The sequence below is a fragment of the Hwanghaeella sp. LZ110 genome, assembly GCF_048892525.1.
Lineage (GTDB): Bacteria > Pseudomonadota > Alphaproteobacteria > UBA8366 > Aestuariispiraceae > Pacificispira.
The window spans coordinates 23470-47483 of sequence record NZ_JBLZHT010000011.1 but is presented as its reverse complement, the minus strand read 5'-3'; the positions used below and the strand labels follow the sequence as shown (position 1 = coordinate 47483).

Annotated in this window: 22 protein-coding genes, 1 tRNA gene and 1 pseudogene; 12 read left to right on the top strand and 12 right to left on the bottom strand. The window is 54.7% G+C overall.

Annotated features, from left to right (window positions below):
- Positions 1-209: 209 nt before the first annotated feature.
- Positions 210-593, bottom strand: a complete 384-nt coding sequence (locus ACOSDM_RS18255; RefSeq protein WP_420726001.1) for an Ltp family lipoprotein — start codon at positions 591-593, stop codon at positions 210-212.
- A gap of 233 nt (positions 594-826) precedes the next feature.
- Here ACOSDM_RS18255 and ACOSDM_RS18250 point away from each other — a divergent pair.
- Positions 827-994 (top strand): annotated as a pseudogene (locus tag ACOSDM_RS18250) (NADPH-dependent 7-cyano-7-deazaguanine reductase QueF); the annotation flags it as partial.
- Between the two features lie 3 nt (positions 995-997).
- Here ACOSDM_RS18250 and ACOSDM_RS18245 read toward each other — a convergent pair.
- Together ACOSDM_RS18245 and ACOSDM_RS18240 are read right to left on the bottom strand one after the other, a co-directional pair.
- Positions 998-1510, bottom strand: coding sequence for an invasion associated locus B family protein (locus ACOSDM_RS18245; RefSeq protein WP_420726000.1), 513 nt, complete (start codon positions 1508-1510; stop codon positions 998-1000).
- Between the two features lie 132 nt (positions 1511-1642).
- Positions 1643-1885, bottom strand: coding sequence for a hypothetical protein (locus ACOSDM_RS18240; RefSeq protein WP_420725999.1), 243 nt, complete (start codon positions 1883-1885; stop codon positions 1643-1645).
- Positions 1886-2174: 289 nt separating this feature from the next.
- On the opposite strand from ACOSDM_RS18240, the gene ACOSDM_RS18235 reads away from it, so the two are divergent.
- The 7 genes from ACOSDM_RS18235 (at position 2175) to ACOSDM_RS18205 (ending at position 10919) form a co-directional block, all read left to right on the top strand.
- Complete coding sequence (locus tag ACOSDM_RS18235; protein WP_420725998.1) at positions 2175-4031, top strand: SLC13 family permease; 1857 nt, start codon at positions 2175-2177, stop codon at positions 4029-4031.
- Between the two features lie 50 nt (positions 4032-4081).
- On the top strand, positions 4082-5092 hold the full coding sequence (locus ACOSDM_RS18230; protein ID WP_420725997.1) for an amidoligase family protein: 1011 nt from the start codon (positions 4082-4084) through the stop codon (positions 5090-5092).
- Entirely contained in the window at positions 5089-5766 is a 678-nt protein-coding gene (locus tag ACOSDM_RS18225) for a gamma-glutamyl-gamma-aminobutyrate hydrolase family protein (protein ID WP_420725996.1), read from the top strand. The genes ACOSDM_RS18230 and ACOSDM_RS18225 overlap by 4 nt, the downstream gene beginning before the upstream one ends.
- Before the next feature lie 157 nt (positions 5767-5923).
- Positions 5924-7075: a phosphoserine transaminase gene (locus tag ACOSDM_RS18220; RefSeq protein ID WP_420725995.1), complete on the top strand. Its 1152-nt coding sequence runs from the start codon at positions 5924-5926 to the stop codon at positions 7073-7075.
- Between the two features lie 4 nt (positions 7076-7079).
- A complete protein-coding gene (gene serA, locus ACOSDM_RS18215; RefSeq protein ID WP_420725994.1) occupies positions 7080-8660 on the top strand; it encodes a phosphoglycerate dehydrogenase in 1581 nt (526 codons plus the stop codon).
- 99 nt (positions 8661-8759) lie between these two features.
- Positions 8760-10046 (top strand): polyhydroxyalkanoate depolymerase, encoded by a 1287-nt coding sequence (phaZ, locus tag ACOSDM_RS18210; RefSeq protein ID WP_420725993.1) that lies wholly within the window; start codon positions 8760-8762, stop codon positions 10044-10046.
- A 54-nt stretch (positions 10047-10100) separates the two neighbouring features.
- The gene (locus ACOSDM_RS18205) at positions 10101-10919 is read left to right on the top strand and encodes an FG-GAP repeat domain-containing protein (protein ID WP_420725992.1); all 819 of its coding nucleotides are present in this window, start codon (positions 10101-10103) and stop codon (positions 10917-10919) included.
- A gap of 16 nt (positions 10920-10935) precedes the next feature.
- Here the strand turns inward: ACOSDM_RS18205 and ACOSDM_RS18200 are convergent, their stop codons facing one another.
- Entirely contained in the window at positions 10936-12141 is a 1206-nt protein-coding gene (locus tag ACOSDM_RS18200) for a pyridoxal-phosphate-dependent aminotransferase family protein (RefSeq protein ID WP_420725991.1), read from the bottom strand.
- A 176-nt stretch (positions 12142-12317) separates the two neighbouring features.
- Here ACOSDM_RS18200 and ACOSDM_RS18195 point away from each other — a divergent pair, with 176 nt between their 5' ends.
- Together ACOSDM_RS18195 and ACOSDM_RS18190 are read left to right on the top strand one after the other, a co-directional pair.
- Complete coding sequence (locus tag ACOSDM_RS18195; protein WP_420725990.1) at positions 12318-12650, top strand: zinc ribbon domain-containing protein YjdM; 333 nt, start codon at positions 12318-12320, stop codon at positions 12648-12650.
- A gap of 253 nt (positions 12651-12903) precedes the next feature.
- Positions 12904-13386 (top strand): hypothetical protein, encoded by a 483-nt coding sequence (locus ACOSDM_RS18190; RefSeq protein WP_420725989.1) that lies wholly within the window; start codon positions 12904-12906, stop codon positions 13384-13386.
- Positions 13387-13422: 36 nt separating this feature from the next.
- Here the strand turns inward: ACOSDM_RS18190 and ACOSDM_RS18185 are convergent, their stop codons facing one another.
- Positions 13423-14160 (bottom strand): pesticin C-terminus-like muramidase, encoded by a 738-nt coding sequence (locus ACOSDM_RS18185; protein WP_420725988.1) that lies wholly within the window; start codon positions 14158-14160, stop codon positions 13423-13425.
- Between the two features lie 1171 nt (positions 14161-15331).
- A complete protein-coding gene (locus tag ACOSDM_RS18180; protein ID WP_420725987.1) occupies positions 15332-16264 on the bottom strand; it encodes a hypothetical protein in 933 nt (310 codons plus the stop codon).
- 108 nt (positions 16265-16372) lie between these two features.
- On the opposite strand from ACOSDM_RS18180, the gene ACOSDM_RS18175 reads away from it, so the two are divergent.
- Together ACOSDM_RS18175 and ACOSDM_RS18170 are read left to right on the top strand one after the other, a co-directional pair.
- Complete coding sequence (locus ACOSDM_RS18175; RefSeq protein WP_420725986.1) at positions 16373-16837, top strand: hypothetical protein; 465 nt, start codon at positions 16373-16375, stop codon at positions 16835-16837.
- Positions 16838-16957: 120 nt separating this feature from the next.
- A complete protein-coding gene (locus ACOSDM_RS18170) occupies positions 16958-17791 on the top strand; it encodes a hypothetical protein (protein ID WP_420725985.1) in 834 nt (277 codons plus the stop codon).
- Here the strand turns inward: ACOSDM_RS18170 and ACOSDM_RS18165 are convergent.
- The 6 genes from ACOSDM_RS18165 to ACOSDM_RS18140 form a co-directional block, all read right to left on the bottom strand.
- Complete coding sequence (locus tag ACOSDM_RS18165; protein ID WP_420725984.1) at positions 17788-18885, bottom strand: hypothetical protein; 1098 nt, start codon at positions 18883-18885, stop codon at positions 17788-17790. The genes ACOSDM_RS18170 and ACOSDM_RS18165 overlap by 4 nt on opposite strands.
- A 258-nt stretch (positions 18886-19143) precedes the next feature.
- Positions 19144-19740 carry a hypothetical protein gene (locus ACOSDM_RS18160; RefSeq protein ID WP_420725983.1) on the bottom strand — a complete coding sequence of 199 codons (597 nt, stop codon included), beginning with the start codon at positions 19738-19740 and terminating at the stop codon, positions 19144-19146.
- Positions 19737-21404: a peptidoglycan-binding domain-containing protein gene (locus ACOSDM_RS18155; RefSeq protein ID WP_420725982.1), complete on the bottom strand. Its 1668-nt coding sequence runs from the start codon at positions 21402-21404 to the stop codon at positions 19737-19739. The genes ACOSDM_RS18160 and ACOSDM_RS18155 overlap by 4 nt, the downstream gene beginning before the upstream one ends.
- Positions 21405-22207: 803 nt before the next feature.
- Positions 22208-22283 (bottom strand) — tRNA-Phe (locus tag ACOSDM_RS18150).
- Between the two features lie 126 nt (positions 22284-22409).
- Positions 22410-22628 (bottom strand): DNA gyrase inhibitor YacG, encoded by a 219-nt coding sequence (gene yacG, locus ACOSDM_RS18145; protein WP_420725981.1) that lies wholly within the window; start codon positions 22626-22628, stop codon positions 22410-22412.
- The gene (locus tag ACOSDM_RS18140) at positions 22625-24010 is read right to left on the bottom strand and encodes a ribonuclease E/G (protein WP_420725980.1); all 1386 of its coding nucleotides are present in this window, start codon (positions 24008-24010) and stop codon (positions 22625-22627) included. Before ACOSDM_RS18140 ends, yacG begins: the two co-directional genes overlap by 4 nt.
- Between the last annotated feature and the right edge of the window lie 4 nt (positions 24011-24014).

Genomic DNA, 24014 nt, shown 5'->3' with positions numbered 1-24014 from the left:
TTCTTCTGAAGCACTAGTTTTGGGATTTGAAAGTTTCATTTAGCCCCGTCAGGGCTTCGCTTTCTCTAATATGCTTGACGGCAGCTATGCTGCGTGCGTCGCTGGCGATAATTGACACGCCATAACGTGGTGGGGGTTCCTTCGTTCGATTTGGTTCATCAAAAGTTAATCACCAGAAACCTCAACGTAGTATGTAAATCACATAGGCCTCAACAGGCACCGGCTTGTTCTGCTCCATGCGTTGCTTGGCTTCTTGTAAACTTACCCCCCACAGATGACGAAAGTTGCTCGATTAGGCCGTTGCATGAGAAACCCATCATACTTAGGTATTGTTTGGCCAATCTAACTGCTTGCTCATTCCAATCAATAGAAAGGCTGTCAACCGCCGCCGTGGCATCAGCAAGTTCATATCCGTCACCATACGAAGACGCCAATTGCTGTATAAGGCCTTCACGAGAAAACCCTCCGATTCTTAGATAAGACTCTGCAGACCTGACAGCATTTTTCTGAGGGCCGGACAGATTCTGGGCTGAAACAATTGACGCGCCTATCAATGTAAAAAGAGCAATAGCTCCAACAGTTAGTTTAATCATAGTATCCTCAATTTACTATTTTTAATAAACATAGCGTATTTTTCATTCCACTCAAAATCAAGCTTGTAATCTGAATAATTGTATGTCGCGTGTAAACACACCAAGCGCTAAACCCGATAGATTTGGTTTTGATGGCTTGCGAGAAATAATAGACATATAGAAAGCGAGGCGCTGATATGTGCCCATTTGTCCTTCGCCATGCTAACGGCATTGAAGGGCGGCGCGTGTGCTGAATTGCGCGGCGCTTAGTGGAGTTCCTGCAACCGGTCTGGTTGCGCATCGGCGGGTATTGGTATCCGCGCGGTGGGATTCCCATCGATGTCTTCTATCAGACTGGGCCCGCCCCGGAAGGGGTCTGGATCCCCGATCAAGGCGTCCCCCCCTATCGCGGGCGGGGCTGACCCTTACTGTGCCAGGGCCTTATAGGCGGCGGTGAAACCATTCAGGGAGATGGGTATCGCAATAGGCGCATCGGGATTGGCGGCCCTGGCAATAGTGATGGTTGCCCGCGCGCCGGCCTGCATCGATTGGACCTGGTCAGCCGTCAGCGCCATATTGGCGACGCAGCCGGCCGGGGCGCAGAATTCATAGACATAGCGCAACCGCTCCCCCTGATCGATTTGCAGGGCGACCCCTTCCGGCAGGGCCGTGCCCAAGGGCACAATAACCGTACCCCCGGCTGGAATATTGGGGTCGGATTGCAGCCGGATCAGGCTAAATTCCACGATGGGTTTTCCAGTGGCATCCGACCCGTTCTGGACCATGTAGCAATCGCTGTTATCGGCGGAATCGCACAGAATCCTCCAATCTCCGAATTGCCCGACCACCCGTTCCTTCTGTGCAGTGGGCGTCGTTTGAGCCTGGGCCGTGGAAAATGACAGCAGAGCAATCACAACCCAAATCATCAACCGAACCATACCCTGCCATCCTCATTGCTGAACCTATGCGTCACCCTAGCATTTATGGTGCCGGGGACCCAAGCCTCTCACTTTGCAAAATGGACCAGCATTCCGCCCCCGGAATAGGATTCGGGACGGGCTGAGAACAGCCTAGCCGCGTGGCTGATAGACTTTCGGGTCAAACCAGATTTTCTGTTCGTGAATTTTCCCCAACAGGCCGCGAATCTGCTGAATTTCCTGCATCAGGTCTGCGGAACTCGTGCCCTCTTCCGAGTCGGATTGACGGGCATTCATGACACGGCGGGTCAAATCCCCCACACGCCGGGTCAGGGACACTTCGATGAAATCGATATCCTGGATATCCAATTCAAAATGCGTTCTGAACTTCGCCATTGGGGGCCCCTTCCATTCTTAACCACACTTGCCCGATACAGCACAGCTGAAAGGCATGATGATGCTTATAAAAGGATAGACGGAGTCAAAGCTGGGTCAATATAAATTTCCCAGATGCGACACCCAGTGACTAATATGCGACCCTTGCTCCGGGATGCGATAGATTTCATTCACGGACTTCAGGCCGCATCGTACCGATTGTCCATGCTGGGACATAACGATAGGCTTTAAAGTGCAGCGCCGTGCCGATGGCATTCACGCCAGGAACGACCCAAAGGGGAATTGGTTTATGGATTTTACCGATGTGAAGACGCTGGAAATGATCCTGGTCTTCATTCTTATTGGGGGTGCCCTATACTTCTATGCCACGGAAAAGCTGGCGCTGGAGGTGACGTCGCTGGCGGTGATCTGTGCGCTGATGGTGGTGTTCCACCTGTTGCCGGTTCCAGGCCCGGACGGGAAGAACCTGCTAAGCGCAAAATCCCTGCTGACCGGATTTGCCAATCCGGCCATGCTGACGGTGCTGGCGCTGCTGATTCTGGGCGAAGGATTGAACCGGACAGGCGCGCTGGACAGTGCTGCGAAACTGGTCAATGCCGTATCTCAGGGACGCCCGATTGCCGCCATTGGTTTGACGCTGTTGATGGTGTGCAGTGTCTCGGCGGTGCTGAACAATATTCCCGTTGTCGTCCTGTTCATACCGATCATGCAGGCCCTTGCCGTACGCTCAGACCGACCGTCTGGCCGATATATGATGCCGCTCAGCTTCGCGGCTATTCTGGGGGGCATGACCACGCTGGTCGGATCGTCCACCAACCTGTTGGTGTCCAGCGCGATGATCGAGTTGGGGGAGCCCGGATTTAGCTTTTTCAGCTTCACGGTACCGGGACTGGTCGTAGCTGCAGTCGGCATGGTTTATGTTGTTTTCATCCTGCCCAAGCTGTTGCCGGAGCGCGCCAGCAAGATTGAGGCATCGCAACGCGAGGCAAAACAGTTCAAAGCACAGATCACTGTGCGACATCATGGCAAACTGGACGGCATGACGCCTTCTGCCGGATTCTTTCCAGAATTGAACAATATCACGGTTCTGTCGGTTGAGAGCGAAGGCGAGGTTCGCCTTCCCCCTTATGATGAAATCCCGCTACAGCCCGATGACGTGCTGATCGTTGCGGCGACACGCGACCGGCTGTTGCAGTTTCATAAGGAAAATCCCGGTGCGATCACCCCCGACATCATGATGCGCAGCGGTCTTGCCCGCATGATTGATGCCGATGCCCCCTGGAAATCAGGCGCGCAGTCGGTGGCGGAAGTCATGGTCACCCCGGCATCCCGCATGGTGGGGCGGACACTGGATACGATCGGGTTTCGATATCGCCATGACTGTGTCGTGCTGGGGGTGGAACGGCGCAGCCGCATGGCACGCACCAGACCCACTGAAATCCCTTTGGAGCCAGGCGATATTCTCCTGATCCAGGGGCGCCGGTCGGATATTGAGGCCCTGCGCGGCAGCCAGGAAGTGGTTTTGATGGAATGGTCTGCCGAAGACCTGCCCCAGCCGCATCACGCGAAACGCGCCGGGGCGATCTTCCTGGCCACGATTGCCGCCGCAGCAACCGGCCTTCTGCCGACAGAGGTTGCCACCCTGACCGGGGCGGCGGCGATGGTGATTTGTGGTGCGATGACAGCGGAAGAAGCGATCCGCGCGATTGACCATAAGATCATTCTGTTGATCGCCGCGGCCCTGGCGCTGGGCGCTGCGATGCAGGCAAGTGGCGGGGCGAGTTTCCTGGCTCAGGGGTTGGTCTATGTGCTGGGCGGAACAAGCCCCGCTATTGTCCTGTCCGGCTTCTTTCTGCTGACGGCAATTCTGGCCAATGTGCTATCGACGAAGGCCACGGCGGTTCTGTTCACCCCGATTGCCGTTGCAGTGTCGCACACCATTAACGTTCCAGCGGAAGCCTTTGCAGTTGCAGTGGTTTTTGCCGCCAACTGTTCCTTCGCCAGCCCGGTTGGATATCAGACAAACCTTCTGGTCATGGCCCCTGGCGGATATAAGTTTAAGGACTTTCTGAAGGCTGGCGCACCCTTGTTGATCCTGTGCTGGCTGGCCTTCAGCCTGTTTGCGCCCTTCTGGTTCGATCTTTAAATCACCAGCACATTCTGTAAGATGGTGCAGAGATGATAGTGAACCAAACCATGAAATCCGCCCTCGCCCCCCCCTGTCGCACCTCTGACGGCGTACAGGATCGGCGTGTGGGAATTGAAATCGAATTCGCCGCCTTAAAACCACGCGATGCTGCCACGCTTGTCACACAGCGATTTGGCGGAAAAGTGGTCGAAGTAGATCCCCATCGCTATGAAATTCAGGAAGGCCGCCATGGTGTTTTCCTGGTCGAATTGGATGCACAATACGCACATCCAAATGAGAAGCTGAGTGATGTCGAAAAGCGCAAGCCCTGGCTTTCCGAAATGGCCAACTGGCTGCGGGACCTGGATACCGAAGCCAGCCGGTTGATCGGCGATCTGGGCGGGGACCTGATACCGTGCGAGGTGGTTTGCCCCCCCATTCCCTGGACGGAGCTGAACCAAATAGAAGATCTTTATCGCGCCTTGCACAAGGCTGGGGCGGCTGGAACCGATGAAGGTTTGCTGTATGCCTTTGGACTGCACATGAATGTGGAAACCAGCGGCACGACCGTTGGGCATATATTGCCGACACTAAAGGCCTATCTGTTGTTAAGCCCCTGGTTGAGAAGTGCGATACAAGTTGATGGAACTAGAAGGATTTTCCCCTATATAGACCCCTTCCCGTCAAGTTATATCAAGCGGGTATGCGCCCCAGATTACACGCCGGATCTGAATGCAATGATTGGTGATTATCTGTCTTTCAATCCAACGCGAAACCGCGAATTGGACATGTTACCCCTGTTTAGTCATCTGCGTGCGGCGCGGGTTTCTGGCGCCGTGGATGACCCACGCATCAAGGCACGACCCGCCTATCATTGGCGATTGCCAAATGCGCTGTTCAGTGGCCAGGAGGCGGGGCCCCTTGCAGAGTGGTCACGCTGGGTGACAGTTGAACGCCTTGCTGCCGATTCCGATGGGTTGGATAAGGCATGTGAATCTTTTCAGGGCCTGTCCCCGCTTCCCCTGACAGATGACGTCGAAGTCTTTTCTACTGACCTGGCGAAGGCCTATTGCCCATGACGCGCCCTATCATCGGGGTCACGACCAGTCACTTGCGCGGATGGCGTTCCTGGCAATTTCAGCGCTTGGCGATCTGGCGAGCCGGGGGCCGGGCCAAGCGGCTGACGGCATCGCGTGTCCCAAACCCGAAAGACTGTATTTTAAGTCTGGATGGTTTGGTGATCGGGGGAGGAGACGATATCGACCTGACCCTGTATGGCGGCACCCTGGATCTGAAAATCAGATACGACCCGGAACGGGACGCATTAGAGCGCGCGCTGCTGGAAGCGGCCACAGACCAGCCATTGCCCATTCTGGGCGTCTGTCGGGGCGCGCAAATGCTGGCCCTATGGCGTGGTGGAAACCTGATTCAGGATATTTATACCCATTATCCGGACCTGCCACGCATTCGAACCGTCTTCCCGAAACTCAGCATTACTGTCCAGGAAAATACAAAACTGCAATCCATCCTTCAGCGGTCATCCCTGCGGGTGAACAGTCTGCATCACCAATCGATCAACGCCCCTGGCGATGGGATGCGTATCGTCGCCCAGGACCCGCGGGGGGTGACACAGGCGATTGAACATACCGGGGATCGATTCATGGTCGGCGTTCAATGGCATCCAGAATATATGCCACAAAAGCCAGCCCAACTGCGCCTGTATAAGGCCTTGATCGCGGCGATACAGCGCTGAGAATATATGCGACATATTTTCCTTATTTTGCGACACATTGGGCATTGACGACGCGCCACGGCGTGCCTAGCTTTCGCGCAGCTGATTGGCATGAGGGTTTTGCCCGTGACCGTCATCAGCAACGATCCCGCCTTGCCCGTCCTTGGAGACCCCGCCTGTGACCCAGAAACCAGACACCCGCCCCGCTAATCCCAATTTCTCTTCTGGCCCCTGCGCCAAGCGTCCGGGATGGAGCCCTGACGCGCTGAAAGATGCCCTGGTCGGGCGATCCCATCGATCCGGTCCAGGAAAGGCAAAGCTGAAAGAGGTCATTGACCGCACACGCGCCATTCTGGACATTCCGGCAGACTACAGAATAGGGATTGTGCCTGCGTCAGACACGGGCGCGGTGGAAATGGCACTGTGGTCCCTGTTAGGGCCGCGCGGCGTTGATATGCTGGCCTGGGAAAGCTTTGGCAAAACCTGGGTCAGTGACGTGATCAAGCAATTGAAATTGAGCGATGTCCAGGCCATTGAAGCAGATTATGGCCTTCTGCCGGACCTGACCAAAACGGCAAAGGATCGGGATATCGTTTTCACCTGGAACGGCACGACCAGTGGGGTCCGTGTCCCTAATGCGGATTGGATCGCTGAGGACCGTAGTGGACTGACGATCTGTGATGCGACCTCTGCGGCCTTTGCCATGTCCCTGCCCTGGGACAAGCTGGATGTCACAACCTGGTCGTGGCAAAAGGTTCTGGGCGGCGAAGGAGCCCATGGCATGATCGTTTTGTCGCCGCGCGCCGTTGAGCGGCTGGAGACCCACACACCCGCCTGGCCAATGCCAAAGATCTTCCGCATGACCAAGGGCGGTGAACTGATCGACGGGATTTTCGTTGGGGAAACCATCAATACGCCGTCTATGCTGTGTGTTGAGGACGCGCTGGACGCCCTGCGCTGGGCAGAGAGCGTTGGTGGTGCACAAGGCATGATCGACCGCTCCCAGGCCAATCTGGCGGTCATTCAGGACTGGGTTGAAATGACAGATTGGATCGAATTCCTGCCAGTCGACCCCGCCACCTATTCGAACACGTCGATCTGCCTGAAACTGTCAGACCTGTGCCCGCTGGAGGGGGAAGCCCGCGCCACGGCCCCCAAGCGGATGGCAAGCCTGTTGGACAAGGAGAATGTCGCAAAGGATATCAATGGCTATCGCGATGCCCCGGCCGGGCTGCGGATCTGGGGCGGTGCCACTGTGGAAGCCAGCGACACCACCGCGCTGATGCCCTGGCTGGACTGGGCCTATGCCATGATCACAAAGGAAGGCTGACCCCATGCCGAAAATCCTGATTTCCGATAAGTTAAGCGACCGCGCCGTCGATATCTTTCGTCAGCGGGGGATCGAGGTTGATTTTGAGCCAGGCCTGTCCGCTGAAGACTTGCTGGCCCGCATCGGGAATTATGACGGCCTGGCGATCCGGTCCGCCACAAAGGTGACAGACGCTGTGCTGGCGGCAGGGAATGGCCGGTTAAAGGTCGTCGGGCGCGCGGGCATTGGCGTCGATAATGTCGATCTGGCCGCCGCCACCCGCTTTGGCACGGTGGTGATGAACACGCCCTTTGGTAATTCCATTACCACAGCAGAACATGCCATTTCCATGATGATGGCTCTGGCCCGCCAAATCCCCGCCGCCGATGCATCCACCCGGGCCGGGAAGTGGGAAAAGTCCAAATTCATGGGGGTGGAGCTGTTTGGCAAAACCCTTGGTCTGATCGGGGCCGGGAACATTGGTGCCATCGTTGCAGACCGCGCCCAGGGCCTCAAAATGAAGGTCGTGGCTTTTGATCCCTTCCTGTCGCCCCAGCGCGCCCGCGATCTGGGGGTCGAAAAAGTTGATCTGGACACATTGCTGGGTCGTGCCGATTTCATCACGGTGCATACCCCACTGACCGATGGAACCCGAAATCTGATTGACGCCGCCGCCCTGGAAAAATGCAAAACAGGCGTTCGCATCATCAACTGCGCGCGGGGCGGTATTGTTGACGAAAAAGCACTTAAAGACGGCCTGGAAAGCGGCAAGGTTGCCGGGGCCGCCCTGGATGTCTTTGTTGAGGAACCCGCGCGGGATAATCCGCTGTTTGCCCTGGAAAATGTCGTTGCCACCCCGCATCTGGGTGCTGCGACAGAAGAGGCCCAGGAAAATGTCGCCCTGCAGGTCGCGGAGCAGATGTCAGATTACCTGCTGACCGGCGCGATCACCAATGCGCTGAATATGCCTTCAATTTCTGCCGAAGACGCCCCGCGCCTTCAGCCCTATATGGCTTTGGCCTGCCAATTGGGAGCCTTTGCCGGACAAGTCACCGAATCAGCGATTAAAGCGATTACGATGGAATTTGAAGGCCATGTTGCCAAGCTGAATGTAAAGCCCCTGGTTCAGGCGGCCCTGGCGGAGGTGATGAAGCCCTTTTCCGAAGCGGTTAACATGGTCAATGCCCCGGTATTTGCCCGGGAACGCGGCATAGACGTGTCTGAAGTCATTCATGACCGCCCCGGCGATTACCAGACCCTGATCCGGCTGACCCTGACAACAGAACGGTTTACACGATCCGTATCGGGCACGCTGTTTGGTGGGAAACTGCCGCGGCTGGTCAATATCAAGGGCATTGCAATAGAAGCAGAACTGTCCCCCAATATGCTGTATATCACCAATCATGATAAGCCGGGCCTGATTGGGGGCATTGGCTCCATTCTGGGCGATGCCGGGGTGAATATTGCCACATTCCATCTGGGCCGGGCGGATGCCGGCGGCGATGCCATCGCGCTGATTTCAATTGATGAGGCCCTAACGCCGGATCTTCTGGGGAAACTTCAGGAACTGCCACAGATCAAACAGATAAAATCCCTCACTTTCTGAGGTAAAGCGCTGTTATTTCAGGATAATATTTTTTCCTTTCGCACCTGCAGCATAAACCTATATCATAGGGACCGTTCTAATCGTTACTAAGGACACCTGATGCTCTATTCATTCCACGATGCGCGGTCTCGCGCGCTAATGCCGCTTCGGTGGATGGCGGAAGCAACGCGCATCACCTTCGACAGCCCGTTTCACCCGATGAGCTGGACTCCCGTTGGCCGCATGTTGGCCGCAGGCTCCACCGTGCTGGAAAGTCTGATTGCTATTCGTGGCAAGCCGGAATGGCGGATCGACACTGTTGAAATTGACGGCCAGGATGTGCCTGTCACCATCGAACCAGACCTGGAAGCGCCCTTTGGCGATCTGGTTCATTTCAGCAAACCTGCGAAGTTCAAGGGTCAGCCCCGGATTCTGCTGGTGGCCCCGATGTCCGGTCACCACGCCACTTTGCTGCGCGATACCGTGCGCGCCCTGATCGTTGAAAACGATGTCTGGATCACAGATTGGCGCGATGCCGCTGATATTCCGGTTGAGGAAGGGCGCTTTGGCGTCGACACCTATATTCAGTATCTGCGCGATTTCCTGTCCCATCTGCATCAGGAAAGCGACGCGCCTGTCCATATCATGGCGGTCTGTCAGCCAGCCCCGCTGGTCCTGGCGACTGTCGCATTGTTGGCAGAAGAAAAATCCCCCACCCTGCCCGCCAGCATGATTCTGATGGGCGGTCCCATCGACACACGGGCGGCGGCAACGGCTGTCACCCGCGTTGCGGAAAACCGCACAATGGCATGGTTCGAACGCAACATGATCCACCGCGTGCCGGCCCGCTATCCCGGTGCCAATCGCAAGGTTTATCCTGGCTTTTTACAGCTTCATTCCTTCTGGTCCATGAACCCGGCCCGCCATGCGGGCGCACATGTGAAAATGTTCAATCAGTTGCGCAAAGGTGACGATGAGTCTGCCGAGCGGACACAGGCTTTCTATGATGAATACATGTCTGTTGCCGATGTGCATGCGGATTTCTTCCTGGAAACGGTAGAGCATGTCTTCAAACGCCATTCCCTGCCCACGGGAACGATGATGTGGAATGATCGCCTGGTGAAGCCAGAGGCAATCACGACAGTTGGACTGCTGACGGTTGAAGGGGAATTGGATGACATATCCGCCCCGGATCAGACCGAAGCCGCTCATGATATCTGTGCCAATATCCCGGAGTCTCTGCGCGATCATATGTTGCAGAAGAATGTCGGGCATTACGGCATCTTCAACGGCCGACGCTGGCGTGAAGATATCTGCCCCCGGATCGGCAGCTTCATTCGGAAGATTGAGGCGATGAAGACCGAACCTGCAAAAGAAGCAAGTGACGGACAGCAAAACGCTGCTTAAGCTTGGCGTATGAAGCCAGTCTTACCTTTCATCCTCATGGTGATACTGTTGCCCATGACAGCAGTGGCCCAAGAGCGCCTGCCCGGCGGCGGTGTCGCGGAAGCAACCGGCCTGCGGGCGTGGTATGCCGAACCGACAGAACGCTATGCCCATGGTATTCTGGATGATGCGATTGAGGCCGGAAGCCTGATTGCAGAGCGGGACGGCAAGACCTATCGCTATGACCTGCCCGATGACAGCGTATTTGAGGATCTGACGCCGCGCCTTGTTGATGCCAATGGCGATGGGCAACTGGAAATCCTGACAATCAAATCCTACCTGACCAGCGGGTCCACGATTGCCCTGTATGGCATCCAGGACGACACGCTGGTACCCCTGGCAGAAGCAGCCCCCATCGGCACTTCCAATCGATGGCTGAACCCGGCGGGGGTTGCGGATTATGATGGGGATGGCAACCCGGATATCGCAGTCATACAAACCCCACATATCGGGGGCATCCTGATCCTGTATCATTGGGATGGCACCTCACCAAAGATTGTCGAGCGGGGCCGGAAATCTGGCTATTCCACCCACAAAATTGGATCAACGGTGCTCAACATTGCGCTAACGGTCGATTGGAATGGCGATGGCGTGATGGACCTGTTGCTACCCCGCCAGAACCGCACCGATATCGTACCAGTCTATTTGATCGGGGATACTTTCACAGAGGGCGAAACCTATCGGATGCGCCGGGAGATCACGGGACGTTTGGAATTAATGGGTAACTTTGTCAAAATCCCACTGCGCGGCGGCCTGACAAAAACCATCACCCGCCCCTACAATCCCGCCGAAAAGGCAAAGAAAAAAGAGAAAGCCCTGCATTCGACCGATTGAAATCGTGTTGTAGGGGCTATTCCGCAGCCTGAGACAGGGTATCAGCAACAGGGCTGTTCAGGGACGCGATTGCGGCATCCATGGCACCCTGACCCAAAGGCACATCATGGCGGCGCAGCACGGTTTCAATCCCCGCCAGCGCGCCCAGGATCATCGGCTCATTAATATTACCCATATGACCAATGCGGAAGCCCTTGCCCCGATAGGGCCCAATGGCGGACCCGATATGCAGGTTCATTTCCCGGCCGGCAGCCCTGATTTCTTCCGCATCAATCCCCTCTGGCGTCAGAATGGCCGTGACTGAATCCGCGCGATCAGCCGGATTTTCTGCATTGAAGCGCATGCCCCCTGCCTCGCACCAGACAGAAACCGCCGCCCTAACGCATCGCGCCAGCCTTGCATGGCGCGCGATCACAGCGTCCAGGGTTTCTTCCGCAATCATGTTCAGGGCTTCGCGCAATCCGAAAATGTGATGTTCCGGCGCCGTGCCACAGAATCGCTGATAATGCTCACCCGCGACCCGTTCCTGCCAATCCCAATAGCGGCGGGGCATCTTTGCTGACTTACCCGCAGCCATTGCCTTGTCATTGGCCGCAACCAGCGCCAAGCCTGCAGGCATCATCAACCCTTTCTGAGACGCTGCGACCGTGACATCCACACCCCAGGCATCCATTGGAAAGGCCGTCGTGCCAAGAGAGGCAATCGTATCGACACAGAACAAGGCCGGATGCCCTGCCGCATCAATCGCCTTGCGCGCCGCCAGCACATCGCTTTTCAGGCTGGTGGCGGTATCGACATGCACGAACAGCACGGCCTTGATCTTATGAGCTTTATCCGCGCGCAGAACCGCTTCAATCGCATTCGCATCAATGGCTTTGCGCCAGCTGTTTGGGACCGTTTCACAGACCAGCCCCAAGGCCTGCGCCATCGCTCGCCAAGCCTCTGAGAACACACCCACTTCCGGGATCAGCACAGTGTCGCCGGGTGAAAGAATATTGCTTAATGCCGCTTCCCAGGCCCCATGACCATTGGCCCCATACAGATGCACGATCCCTTTGGTTTGGAAGATCGCCTTTACATCCTCAAAAACCGCGTCACACAGGGCAATGAATTCAGGACCGGAAAAGTCCACGGACTGACGATGCATCGCATTCAGAATGCGGTCAGGCACCGGCGTCGGACCAGGGCTCAACAAAAACTGAAATCCGCGCTCAATCACCATGGAATGCTCCTGAAAAACCCGGTATGGAAGAATAGGCTATTCCTACTCCAATTATGCCGTTGGTCAATCTCAACAGAACGACCCTTGCGACCTATTGCCCGACCGGGTGGTCAACCGCAGGCGAATGCCGCTATAGAGACCATCAATCCCATCTGCTATATTGGATATTTGATCTTATGAGCGACCTACCCCCCTGCCCCGCCTGTGCGTCCACTTACACCTATGAGGCTCAAGGCCTATTCAACTGCCCAGAATGTGGCCATGAATGGTCCGCCAATGCCAGCGCCGGCGCATCAAAAGTCTGGCGCGATGCCAATGGCAATGAATTACAGGATGGCGATACCATCACGGTCATCAAGGACCTGAAGGTCAAAGGCTCGTCCTCTGTCGTTAAGGTCGGCACCAAGGTTAAGAACATCCGCCTGGTTGAGGGCGATCACGACATCGACTGCAAAATCCCCGGCATCGGCGCCATGGGCCTGAAATCCGAATTCGTGAAGAAGAGCTAAAGCAATATCAGGCCATAGCCTCGCTGAAAGCCTATCTGGCCGCACCTTCGGGAAAACCCGTGGAGATCCTCATCGGGCGTCGCATCCTGCCGATGCGCCTTATCGATTGGGAAATGCCCCGCCCAGGCCAGCGCTGCCCTGCAAGGCATAATACTATCTTCCCGTGCGCTTCCAGAGTGACAAGTTTTGCAAAACACCCTACGATTTCTTGGCAATCCGTCAGGCGTACTCTTGCACTAAAGGGACCCACAAATTGATCTTTAAAAACAATATGATCCTCTTTTCTTGCCTTCTTGCCGCTTGCACAACAGTGGAGAATATACCCGAAACGGAACATACCATCACACCCATGGAGTTCTATCAGTCCTTCAACATGCGGACAATTTATAGCTCCTTGGGACCACGTCTTCGCTATTACTGTGAGAGCTTCCCCCATCAATTCTTCAATATTGTAAAAAAATCAGATAACTATCTAGAGCTCGCTATTGAGGGTCATTCTCAATGGTTTATTACGTTTTCGTCTGGAAACAGCATTACTCTTACAGATAACGCCCACGGTGCGACTTATCTTACATCGACACAATATGATTTAGCGATCACAGAATCGCATGATGAATGGCATGCTATTGCTGGCAAGACTGTGTATCCAGGGTCACCCGAGGCTGATGAATTGGAACCAATGGGGGAATTTATCCGCATCGCTTCAGATTGTAATTTATATCAAAAAAACGACTGAGACTGATGGCTTCTAAAACCTACCTTAAAGAATTCTTTATGGTGTAGTCTTCCTCAGATAGTCAGCCTCCCTGTTCCTCCTCGACGGATAATTATCCTGAAAATTTCGAAGCTCACCCTCTATAGCCTTAGCATTCCCAGATAAGAGATGTCCCCAAAAATTAGGTGTCGTTGCATATAGATGTCCATGCTGAAGCGCCACACTCAGAGCGACAGTTTTCATTTTGTCCGGCAGGCTTGCGAAAGTGGAAGTGCTTCCTTGTTTTGCCATCTCTGCATCGTACCGTTGGATGAGGTCTCCCGCGATTTGGCTATACTTCGCATCTGTCAGTTGCTCTGCTTCTGTCTGGGTCAAGGAAATAGGATTATTCGCGAGATAGGTTTGCGCCTGTCCCCGCTGTAATCCCAGATAGGGTTTCAGCTTCTGCGCCAGCGCGGGGTCCAATCCATGGTTCTGCGTGAGTTTGTTAAGGTCATACTCATTCATTTGACCCAAATCGACGCCTGCACCGATTGTCACTCCACTGTTCTCAATCGGAACACCCTTCTTTTCAGGTACATATCCTTGCGTCTCAAAACCTTCTTGAGCATGCAGGAAGGAGAGATCCATTCCTGCCAGTGATTTTGGCAGATTTGGCTTGGCAGCAGGACCTATTTGTTGCGCGGACGCTGAGGGGGTTGCTGCCCCTGCATTTCCAGAGGGCGTGCCCTGCGCTTGTGCCAGTTGCACCGGGGGCGGGGCGTTGGACTTATCAGAGGAGGCAGCCCTTGCCATGTTCGCCTGGGGCACGCCCTGTGATGGCGCGGCAGAGCGGGGCTCGCTTATCGTAGCCGAGGCCCTCTTGATCAGGGGAGAGATGAGATCGTTGAGACGCGATTCAGTCTCTCCACCGGGACGAGAAAGGCCATCGGTCTTCAGGCCATAGTCTCGCTGAAAGCCTCTCAGACCCCAAGTCAGATCTTCATCCGTCGTCGGGTTCCCTAGATAGGCCTTTTCAACCGGGTAATGGCCGGGCGGGAGAAATGCTGAGGCCCTACCCACAACACTATTTTTCCGTGCATTGTGCAGGTGACAGTTTTTGAAAAGCGTCTTACACTCGATCCATCAGACACAGTCTTGCAGTATAGGACCCGTTCCATTGAACTCCTTTCGCTATAGAATTCCCATCTTTCTTTTCATAATCGCCTTGCTTCAATGCGCTTGGCTGTCAAATCTATGGGCTGAGGATACGAATTTTGAGCCAAATCAAAACGGCAAAATCGGGGGGTGGCCAACGGAGTTTGACGGGCGATATCCCGTTGGCACACCGCCGGGCGATGGGTGGAGTTTTGTATCGGGGGACGGCCAAAAGTTCTCCAGTGCCTGCATCGGCAATTTGCGCTCCCCACAGTGTTTGGTCGACACCATGATGGCCTGCGCTGCATGGTCTGATCTGGATGCTGGCTGTATTGGCCGAAGCCCTCTTGATCAGGGGAGCGATGAGGTCATTCTGAACCCGAGACCCACAACGCGAAGCCTTCAAGGCTAAACGGCGAGAAGATGCGCATGAACATAGCCGCGAAAGAGGCCCATCATTAGATCGGTCATCCTGCGATGCTAGGAACAGTAATTGTCTAGGTCGCTAGAGGGAGGAAGGGGCGGTTGAGAGTAAAAGGAACCACACGTCCAAAAATCCGCAGTCGATCTATAAGGAGTGAATTTAGATACGGAGAACTATCTCAAGTATCTTCGCGCCAGAGCGACGATAAGATAGAGTACCGCGCCCGAGAGCAGGACAATGGCGAACGTCGAGAATGCCCAAAGAGAAAACAACTCAATTAAGGCAAGCCAGTCATCCGAGTACGCTTTTTGTGGGTCGTGTTGGAGCGCGACGTAACACATCACCGCTCCAACAAGAATTCCCATTATGGCTCCGCACCCGACCAGAAAAGACGATCTTTTGAGATTACTCATTTTCCCACGGTCTTTCCCTGTAAAGCCTTTCCACTCTCGCCCCATAGTCAGTCACTTTTTCTACCGCCAGATTGTTGTACAGAGTAGCAATTTTTCGAATGTCACCGTGCTTCAAGCGTTCCGATATCCCCTTTACGATCTTGATGCCAGTCCTGATGTTCAATTCGGGATTTTTTAACTGCTCGCGACTTACACCCATTCCTTCCCAATATTCGACGTTTACGTTCATTGGTCGAAGTGATCCCGGCTCAGAAACCGCGTCCTTTATGCGATCATAGTAACCATGGGTCGTCTCCATGTACACAATCGCCTTAACGAGATCTGGATCGACACCTGCCTCTTCTGCTTCCTTTTCAATAAGGTCTTGGTACTCACCGACCTCGCTCATCGCAGGCCATTCGAACCACGGTTTGTCGCCATCCGCATCTGGATTCTCAGCAATGGGAAAAGTTGCCGGCGTGTTATTCACAATAGCATCACGACGTTCACGATTATCCGTCAGTGATGGCATCTTGTCGCTCGACACCGACGCCGCCCTCTTGTCTTCTCCTTTGAACTCCGAGCCGTGGTCAGGTTGTTCTTCTCGTTCGTCAATGATTTCTGGGTCGTTCCCTGAACCGCCACTGCCTCCATAAATGTTTTCCTCTTTACGTTCTTGGCGGAAAAACTTCAGCGAAGCAGCGCCGTGTTGGGCCTGGTTTTGTGAAACTCTCTCATCCTCAGCCGCCAACTGGATCATCGGCTTAATGATCTGGTTGATGCGGGCTTCTGTCGCGCCGCCGGGACGAGAGAAACCGTCGGTCTTCAGGCCATAGTCCCGTTGAAAGCCTCTCAGGCCCCAGTTCAGATCTTCGTCGGTCGTCGGGACGCCCAAATGGGCCTTTTCAACCGGGTAATGGCCGGTCCAAGCCAGCGCATTCTTCAAGCGCAACACCATCTTTCCGCGCATTAGCCGAGTGACAGGCTTTTCAAAGGCGTTTACACTGGATCGGTATTTATTCAGGTACAGTCTTGCAGCATAGGGTCCGTTCTATTGATCTCCATTCGCTATGGCATCGCCCTCATTGTCTTCCTGAGCCTTTTAGGCTTTACGCTTTCAGCGCGCGCCGAAGAACGTCTGCCGGACCTAACGGCAGATGAAATCATTGAACATTGCTGGGCGATTTCTGAAGAGTTGAGGTCTCAGCCGAATACACAAGCGATCAGGGCTGGTCAACTGGATACAGCCTTGTGTTTAGAAAATGCTATCATTGACTACGCATCGGACTTTATCGACCCTGATTCACTCAGCCGCGACGACATAGCAAACAAAATGGAACAGACCCGATTTGCAATAGGCGGGCTTTATTGGAGCCTCTATAATGAACACCGAGGCTGTTCCTTCCCATCCTGTGGAACGATTTTCTACTCCTTTCATAACCAAATGGTATCCGAAAGTTATATTTTGATATTAAGGAACATTATGGACCAGCGCGAAGACTATAGGGGAAAGTTCTAACCAGGTATTGGAGAAGCCGCTCTGGCATCTTTGGCGATTGATCCCTCAGCACAGTTTTATGTTCACACCGGAAGATACTTTTGCAAAGATGACCTGCCTGCAATCATAGGAAGTATGACGATGACACTTGGACTTACCTGCCTTGCTCTGTTCCTGATCGGGTTGGTTCAATGCATTGGTCTGTCTGTGTCTTGGGCTGAAGACACACCTTTAAATCAAAATGGCAAAATCGGGGGGTGGCCAACGGAGTTTGATGGACGCTATCCGGTTGGTACACCACCGGGCGACGGGTGGAACTTTGTATCGGGTGACGGCAAGAAGTTCTCCAGCGCCTGCATTGGTAAACTGCGCTCCCCACAATGCCTAGTCGACACCATGATGGCCTGCGGTGCCTGGTCCGATCTCGACGCTGGATGGCCCTCCGAAACCGACGCGGAAGAGGTCTTCAATCACCCAATCTGCCATGCATTGCAGAATTATCCTGGCAAACCTGGGGTTGGCATTGCAACGTTCACTGGACCAGGCTTTGATCCCGACAACTGGATGATCTACTATAAAACTGACCAGCGGCTTGTTGATCGAACCTGGCTGATTGATCCTGATCTTCCCTACCACCTTTGGGGGGGCAATTTATTTCATCTTCGGCCTGATGATACTGCTATCATTGCTTTCATGGTGATATGCGAGACTCAAAGCCCATTGCTTTCAAAAAATAAAACGGATGACATCCCTCTTTACCCCCGGAACAATAGTCCGTTGTCACAGTGCTGGGATGGCACTTTGGAAGCCGAAGTATTATTTGCCCGAAAACGCCCGGACAAAGAGGAGTGGTATGTCGGGAATTTTTTCGACGTGGGGCAACAGGGCTCATCAGGTAAGCCCTGGCCCAAGCTGGATGAATGGTACGCACAAGTCTATCCATCCGTTCTACCCGGGATGAAGTCTCGCTTTTAGGGAAGCCGATAACTATCCAGTCGCGCATTCTCGCCATTAATATTGGGATCCGTGGCGCGGAAAGCACTCCTACCATCCATCAAATTGTCGATGAACTGTTTCCGTGTCGCTGGGTCCTTTGCCAAGTCGCCCATCGCTTTGAGCGACTCGGACCCCAATATTGAATCTTCAACCACAGATTTCTGGCGACCTTGCTCCGCATAAGTCTTGTTTATTGCCTCTTGGATTAGTTTTGTGCCGTTTGGCCCTCCTTCTCGGAACACGGTGTCCGCAACGGCGATGACTGTGCTCTTGTCTCCAATCGTAGTTTTAAAGACTTCTGCACCACTGATTTTTCCATCCGATGCTTTAGATGGACCGACAGCACTGTCTATATAAATCTTGTAATAGGCGACTTGCTGTTCCGATGAAAGCTGATCAGGGGTCATTCCAGGCTTTATACCAGCCGCTTGGAGGCGAGGGCCTACCCATTTCAGTTTAGGGTCTAGTTTTACACGTTCTTGAAACTTGATAAGCGTATCAGCCGTGATCCCAGCGACCGTGGTGCCATCTCGCTTTCCCCCACCTTCTGCGGAATAAATAGAACCGTAGATTTCTCTCTCCAGGGGATCTGTAATCCCCTGCGCATCTATTGCGGAATGAAAACCAATCCAATCGGATTGCGTCACCCGCGTTGAGGGGGTGCCGGAAGGTCCCTTATAAGTTGGTATCCGTGGCAGCGTGCTTGGGCTTGTTCCTGGAGCCCCTGCATTTCCAGAGGGTGCAGTTTGTGCCTGTGCAAGTTGCACTGGGCTCGGGGTGTTTGATGGGTCAGGAGAATTCGCTGCCGCCACTTTTGCCTCAGGCGCATCAAAAGTGGGCGCGGCAGAGCGAGGTTCGGCAGCATTGGCTGAGACTTTTTGGATCAGGGGAGAGATCAGGTCGTTCAGTCGCACCTCGGTCTCTCCGCCCGGACGAGAGAAACCGTCGGTCTTCAGGCCGAAGTCCCGTTGAAAGCCTCTCAGCCCCCAATTCAGATCTTCGTCGGTCGTCGGGTTCCCTAGATGGGCCTTTTCAACCGGGTAATGGCCGGTCCAGGCCAGCGCATTCTTCAAGCCGACAACATCCTGGCCCCGATTGACCTGCCCCTGCCCCACGCCGCCCCCCAGACGCAGCGGGCGGCCATTCCAGTCAACTTTCTGGATGGCTGTCTTAACCTTAGGCTTTGGCGTGTAAAAAGGGTCCGTCAGTTCTGGATCATAGGCAAATGGAGCGGACGCCTTCGCAGGGCGCTTGGGCTTATAGGGATCTTCATGTCAGGTCAGGTTTACACGTTCAGAATGGCCCTGCGCCAAATCCCAGAAATCGTCTCATCACTGCAGGGTATCGGCATCATCCGATGCAAGCTTGCCGCCCACCGTGATGACCTCCTCCATGAACCCGCATGTGTCTGAGTGTAGTTTGCTCTGTTGATCAGATACCTCCCAATCCCGAACGCGTTCTGCATATTGCCGAAAATCGGACATGTTTTGACCGTCCAAGAGGCGACGATGGAAAATCCTGTAGGCTGCTTGTGCGGATACAATGTAGCCGCGTCCCCCCACTTCCGCACCGCTGCCTGTGAATTTTGACCAAAATGGATCCGCGTACGGCAGATAGAATCCAAGGGGCACCGCCAATGTCCCGTCCTTACGAACTTGGAGTTCTATATCTGGATATCTTTCGTCCCATAAAAGTGCAACTTCTCGCAGAAATTCCTTGGAATACAGGCCGTATAGAAGTTCGAAGTCGTTATTCTTCTCGCGAAAATCATGTTCAAAGACACGACATGTCGCAATAAAATCGACCTCAATCCAGTTCCAAGCGGCCCAACTCATGCCGCGCCAGACCGGCCCCCACGCAACATAAACAAGAGCGATCACGATAATCGCGACTGCACTTCGTTTGAGGATCAAGAAGGGGTTTTTCACGGACCGTACTCAGGTTCTAAATCCTGCCATTCGACATTCTCTTGGACTAAATCCCCACCGACAATTCGAAACTTTACTGTCATCTTCTGAGCCCAAGCAGCTTTACTATCGTACTCTGCCGCCCGACCTTCATCTGTTAGTGCGTTCATTATTGGATCGGGAGATGATTCTCCATCAAAGTCATATCGATCATTCCAGTTATGATTGATGACGCCGGTAACAGTTAATGCGTCACCATGTCTAGAAGCAGTAAAACCGTCTTTGATATCCGAAGACACTTTGTTCGTTCCAAATGCAAGCGCCTCATCGAGGTTTCCTTCCAAAACATGATCAAACGTTGAGGTGTTTCTTGTCCAACGGTCAGCTGACCCAAATGCACCTTTAGGCTTTTGCGGGACTATCTGACGCACATCTCCATCCTTCAGGCCTAAAAGTTGCTGCCGATAGTTGTACTTTATTGTCGTGCCGTCGTCCAAAGCAACTGTTTTATCTCTTGTAAGGCTATCCACGAACCGTTCCTGATTCTTCTGTTCCGCCTCTCGGATGAAGGGGCGTTCACGGGCTTTGTCTCGGGAGTAAGTGCGATCTTTTCCGGTTCCGTCGAGGAAGTGATCAAGGTTGTCGGCGGCGTTGTCCAGGCCAGCGGCGCGGCCCGCGTCGGCACCGAGGCGCAGTACGCCTTCGGCCGCATCCAGGGCGCCACCTCTCACTCTATCCCCGACTTCATTCGCCGCGTGCTTGACATCGCCAACCAACTCCTCCGCTGCGCCTTGAGTCTGTTTTCCCGCCTCCTCCAACGCCCATTTCGTTGGATTTTGCCACCCTGATGGTCGATAGCCCGAAGCGTCCGACACTTGCACCGAGCCAGACTTTGCATCCTCCGTTCTGGCATCGGTACTCATTCCAGTCTGCATCAGCAGATTGGCGCCAGTTGTCGGTTCATCTGGTCGAAATTCGCTTGTCGTCGCCGAGGCCCTCTTGATCAAGGGAGAGATCAGGTCGTTCAGTCGCACCTCGGTCTCTCCGCCCGGACGAGAGAAACCGTCGGTCTTCAGGCCGAAGTCCCGTTGAAAGCCTCTCAGCCCCCAATTCAGATCTTCGTCGGTCGTCGGGTTCCCTAGATGGGCCTTTTCAACCGGGTAATGGCCGGTCCAGGCCAGCGCATTCTTCAAGCCGACAACATCCTGGCCCCGATTGACCTGCCCCTGCCCCACGCCGCCCCCCAGACGCAGCGGGCGGCCATTCCAGTCAACTTTCTGGATGGCTGTCTTAACCTTAGGCTTTGGCGTGTAAAAAGGGTCCGTCAGTTCTGGATCATAGGCAAATAAAGTGGAAACCTTCCCAGGGCGTTTGGACTTGTCGGGATATTCATACTGGTTCAGATCCTTCCTCTGGACCAAATCATGTGCCGTGTTTGCAAGATGGGAATTGAGCGTCTTCTCCGTCGGGCCGCCCGGTCGGGCATAGCCGTCAACCGTCAGGCCATTCCTTTTCTGAAACGCCTTCATCCCATCGAACATTGGCGTGTCTGGGTATGGTGTCATGCCATAGGCGGGCGCCTCATAATGGCCCAGCTTGTTCAGACCTTGTTTCATATTCAGCACATCATCGCCATTGGCGGCAGAGGACGACCGCAAGACGTTGTTCAATTTGAAACCAAACATATTTACCCCACTTTTGTTCCAATTTGTAGTATGAGAAAGACCCCCTGCCCTTCTCTTCAAAACGGCATCTGTCACACCATGCGTTACAGAAGTTGCATATTATTTTACAAAAAACTAAAAATTGTCAATATATAAAAAGAACAAATTATAAATTAATGTATAAATTATTGAAATGTTTGATTTATTGCGGTATCATATTCGTATGCGCTGGCCGCCCTGGACTCCCGCCTACGCGGGAGAGACGAGGGTGTGAGCCTTGCCGCTCTTGAAGGTTTACCGCAAAGGACGCTTAGAAGGCGCAGAGGACCCAGAGAGGCAGAAGCGTGCACTTTTTCGTCACCCCGGACCCTGATCCGGGGTCCAGAGCAACAAGCGCGATTGGTGCCTGTAGCCCTGGACTCCCGCCTGCGCGGGAGAGACGACGGTTTAGGGGTCCATTCTCATCCTGAGGAGGCGCGTTAGCGCCGTCTCGAAGGAGGGGCTGTAAGTGGGGTGGTTACAGGAAGGCCACCCTTCGAGACGCTGCGCCCCTCAGGGTGAGGGCGCATTTGGCTAATACTATGTCATCCCGGACTTGATCCGGGATCCAGGGCGGCGGGTTTAGTTTTGTGCCTGTGGCCCTGGATACCCGCCTGCGCGGGCGTGACCAGGTATGACAATGATTCAGTGAAAAATGGTGCGCCGGTTCAAACTTCGTTCGAACCTATCATCTAAACAAAGGGCACCATTTTAAAAAAATGGTGCGCCGGTTCGAACTTCGTTCGAACCTATCATCTAAACAAAGGGCACCATTTTAAAAAAAATGGTGCCCGGGGACAGAATCGAACTGCCGACACAGCGATTTTCAATCGCTTGCTCTACCGACTGAGCTACCCGGGCACGCGCTTGGTGGGTCGGTCTTGTTCCACCGGAATGCAGAGGGTTCTATGAGAATTGCACCGGTCTGACAAGCCTTGTTTGGAGCAAAGGCGTGAAAATGTCCTCGCCCTTAAGCACCTGATATTCTCAGTCCTGATCGGTGCGATCCGGGTCCTCTCCCGTGACTGTATCATTGGGGCCCTCGTCCGTTTCGATGCGATAGACGCCGCCCAGCCAGCGGTGCAGGTCCACATCCTGACAGCGCCCGGAACAAAACGGCTTGGTATCGGTGGCCGAGGGTTTGCCACAGATCGGGCATTTCTGTTTGTTATGCTTGTCGATGCGGGGTCTGTCAGGGTCCATCATGCGGGATCACGCTCCAATCTGACATCCAATTTGGCGGCACCGGGTTTCAGGATCAAGGGCTGGCCGAGGCGCTTCTCACACGCTTCCCGTGCCGCCTTCATATTGCCATTCAGCACGGCAGCCGCTGAGTCCGGCAGGGCAACAACCGGCTTTCCGGCCCCTTGCAACCGCAACGCCCGGCGCAAGGCATCGGCTGCCAGTGCATCGGGGGCCGCTGGGGGATAGGCCACCGGCGATAGACATAGATCGGCCAGGCTGGGTCCCATACGCTGGCGGGTGATTTCTACCAGGCCCGAGGGTGATATTCCCAGAACATCGCTGTGCGTCTCCGCATTCTTCAACCGACTGCGCAGGATATCCAGGAATGTCTTCATCTTGCCACGCCCGGTCAGGCCCGCGAAATCGATCACGATCAGACCACTGAGGCGGCGCAGGATAATCTGGCGTGCGATTTCTTCTGAGGCACGGCGGTTCAGGCGGTGGATCGCCTCATCCTTGGTGGAGGCCCCCGCCTCTCCCGCGCCCATATCAACATCGATTGACGTTAAGGCCCTGGTCTGTTCGATGGTAAGGCGACCCCCGCCGGTCAAGGTGACCTCTGCCCCCAGCGCTTGTTCAAGAATATCGCTGAGCCCCGATGCATCGAAAATCGGCGCAGGGTCATTGTGGAAGGCCAATCCCTCAGACAAGTCCGGGAAGTATTCCGCACACAGCTTTTCCGCCGTCGCGAAGTCCAACCGATCATCCAGGGCAACCCGTGCCTCAGGCCCCGCATCGCGCAGCATGGTCTCAATAAACGGGGTTGTGGGCAGCAACAGGGCGGGCGCTTTCTCCGTCTTTGCCCTGGCCTGAATGTCCGCCCAGGTTGCGCGCAATCGGTCTGCCTCCGCCTTCAATTCCGCACCGCTGACGGTCCAGGATGGCCCGCGCAGGATCAGGTCCGTGGGATCGGCTATCCCGCTCTCAGCGGCTGCCAGGGCCTCGGCCCGGTGCTTCCCCTGACCCAGGGCCCTGGCGCATTGCAGGCCGCCGCCGCGACCCGGTTGGAGGCCCAGATAGCGGCCCCACAGAACAGGCTGACGTACGGCCGCTGGCCCCTTATCGTCATGGGCATCGCGGGTGATCTGGACCAGGACGGCCTCCCCCTCGGTGATATCCTTTGCCTTGGACAACAGGCCAATCCCCGCCGCGCCCAGATCCAGGAAGGCCGCGCCCAGGCGCTTATCAACAGCCTTCACCCGCGCCAGTAAGATTGCGCCGATCAGACGGGGACGGGTCACACGCTCAATATCCAGCCCCAGGGCCAGGCCATTGGCATCCAGATGCCCGGCCCGGCGCTCTGCGGGGCTTCCTTCAATGTATATTTCTGCTGCGCCCGTCATAGGT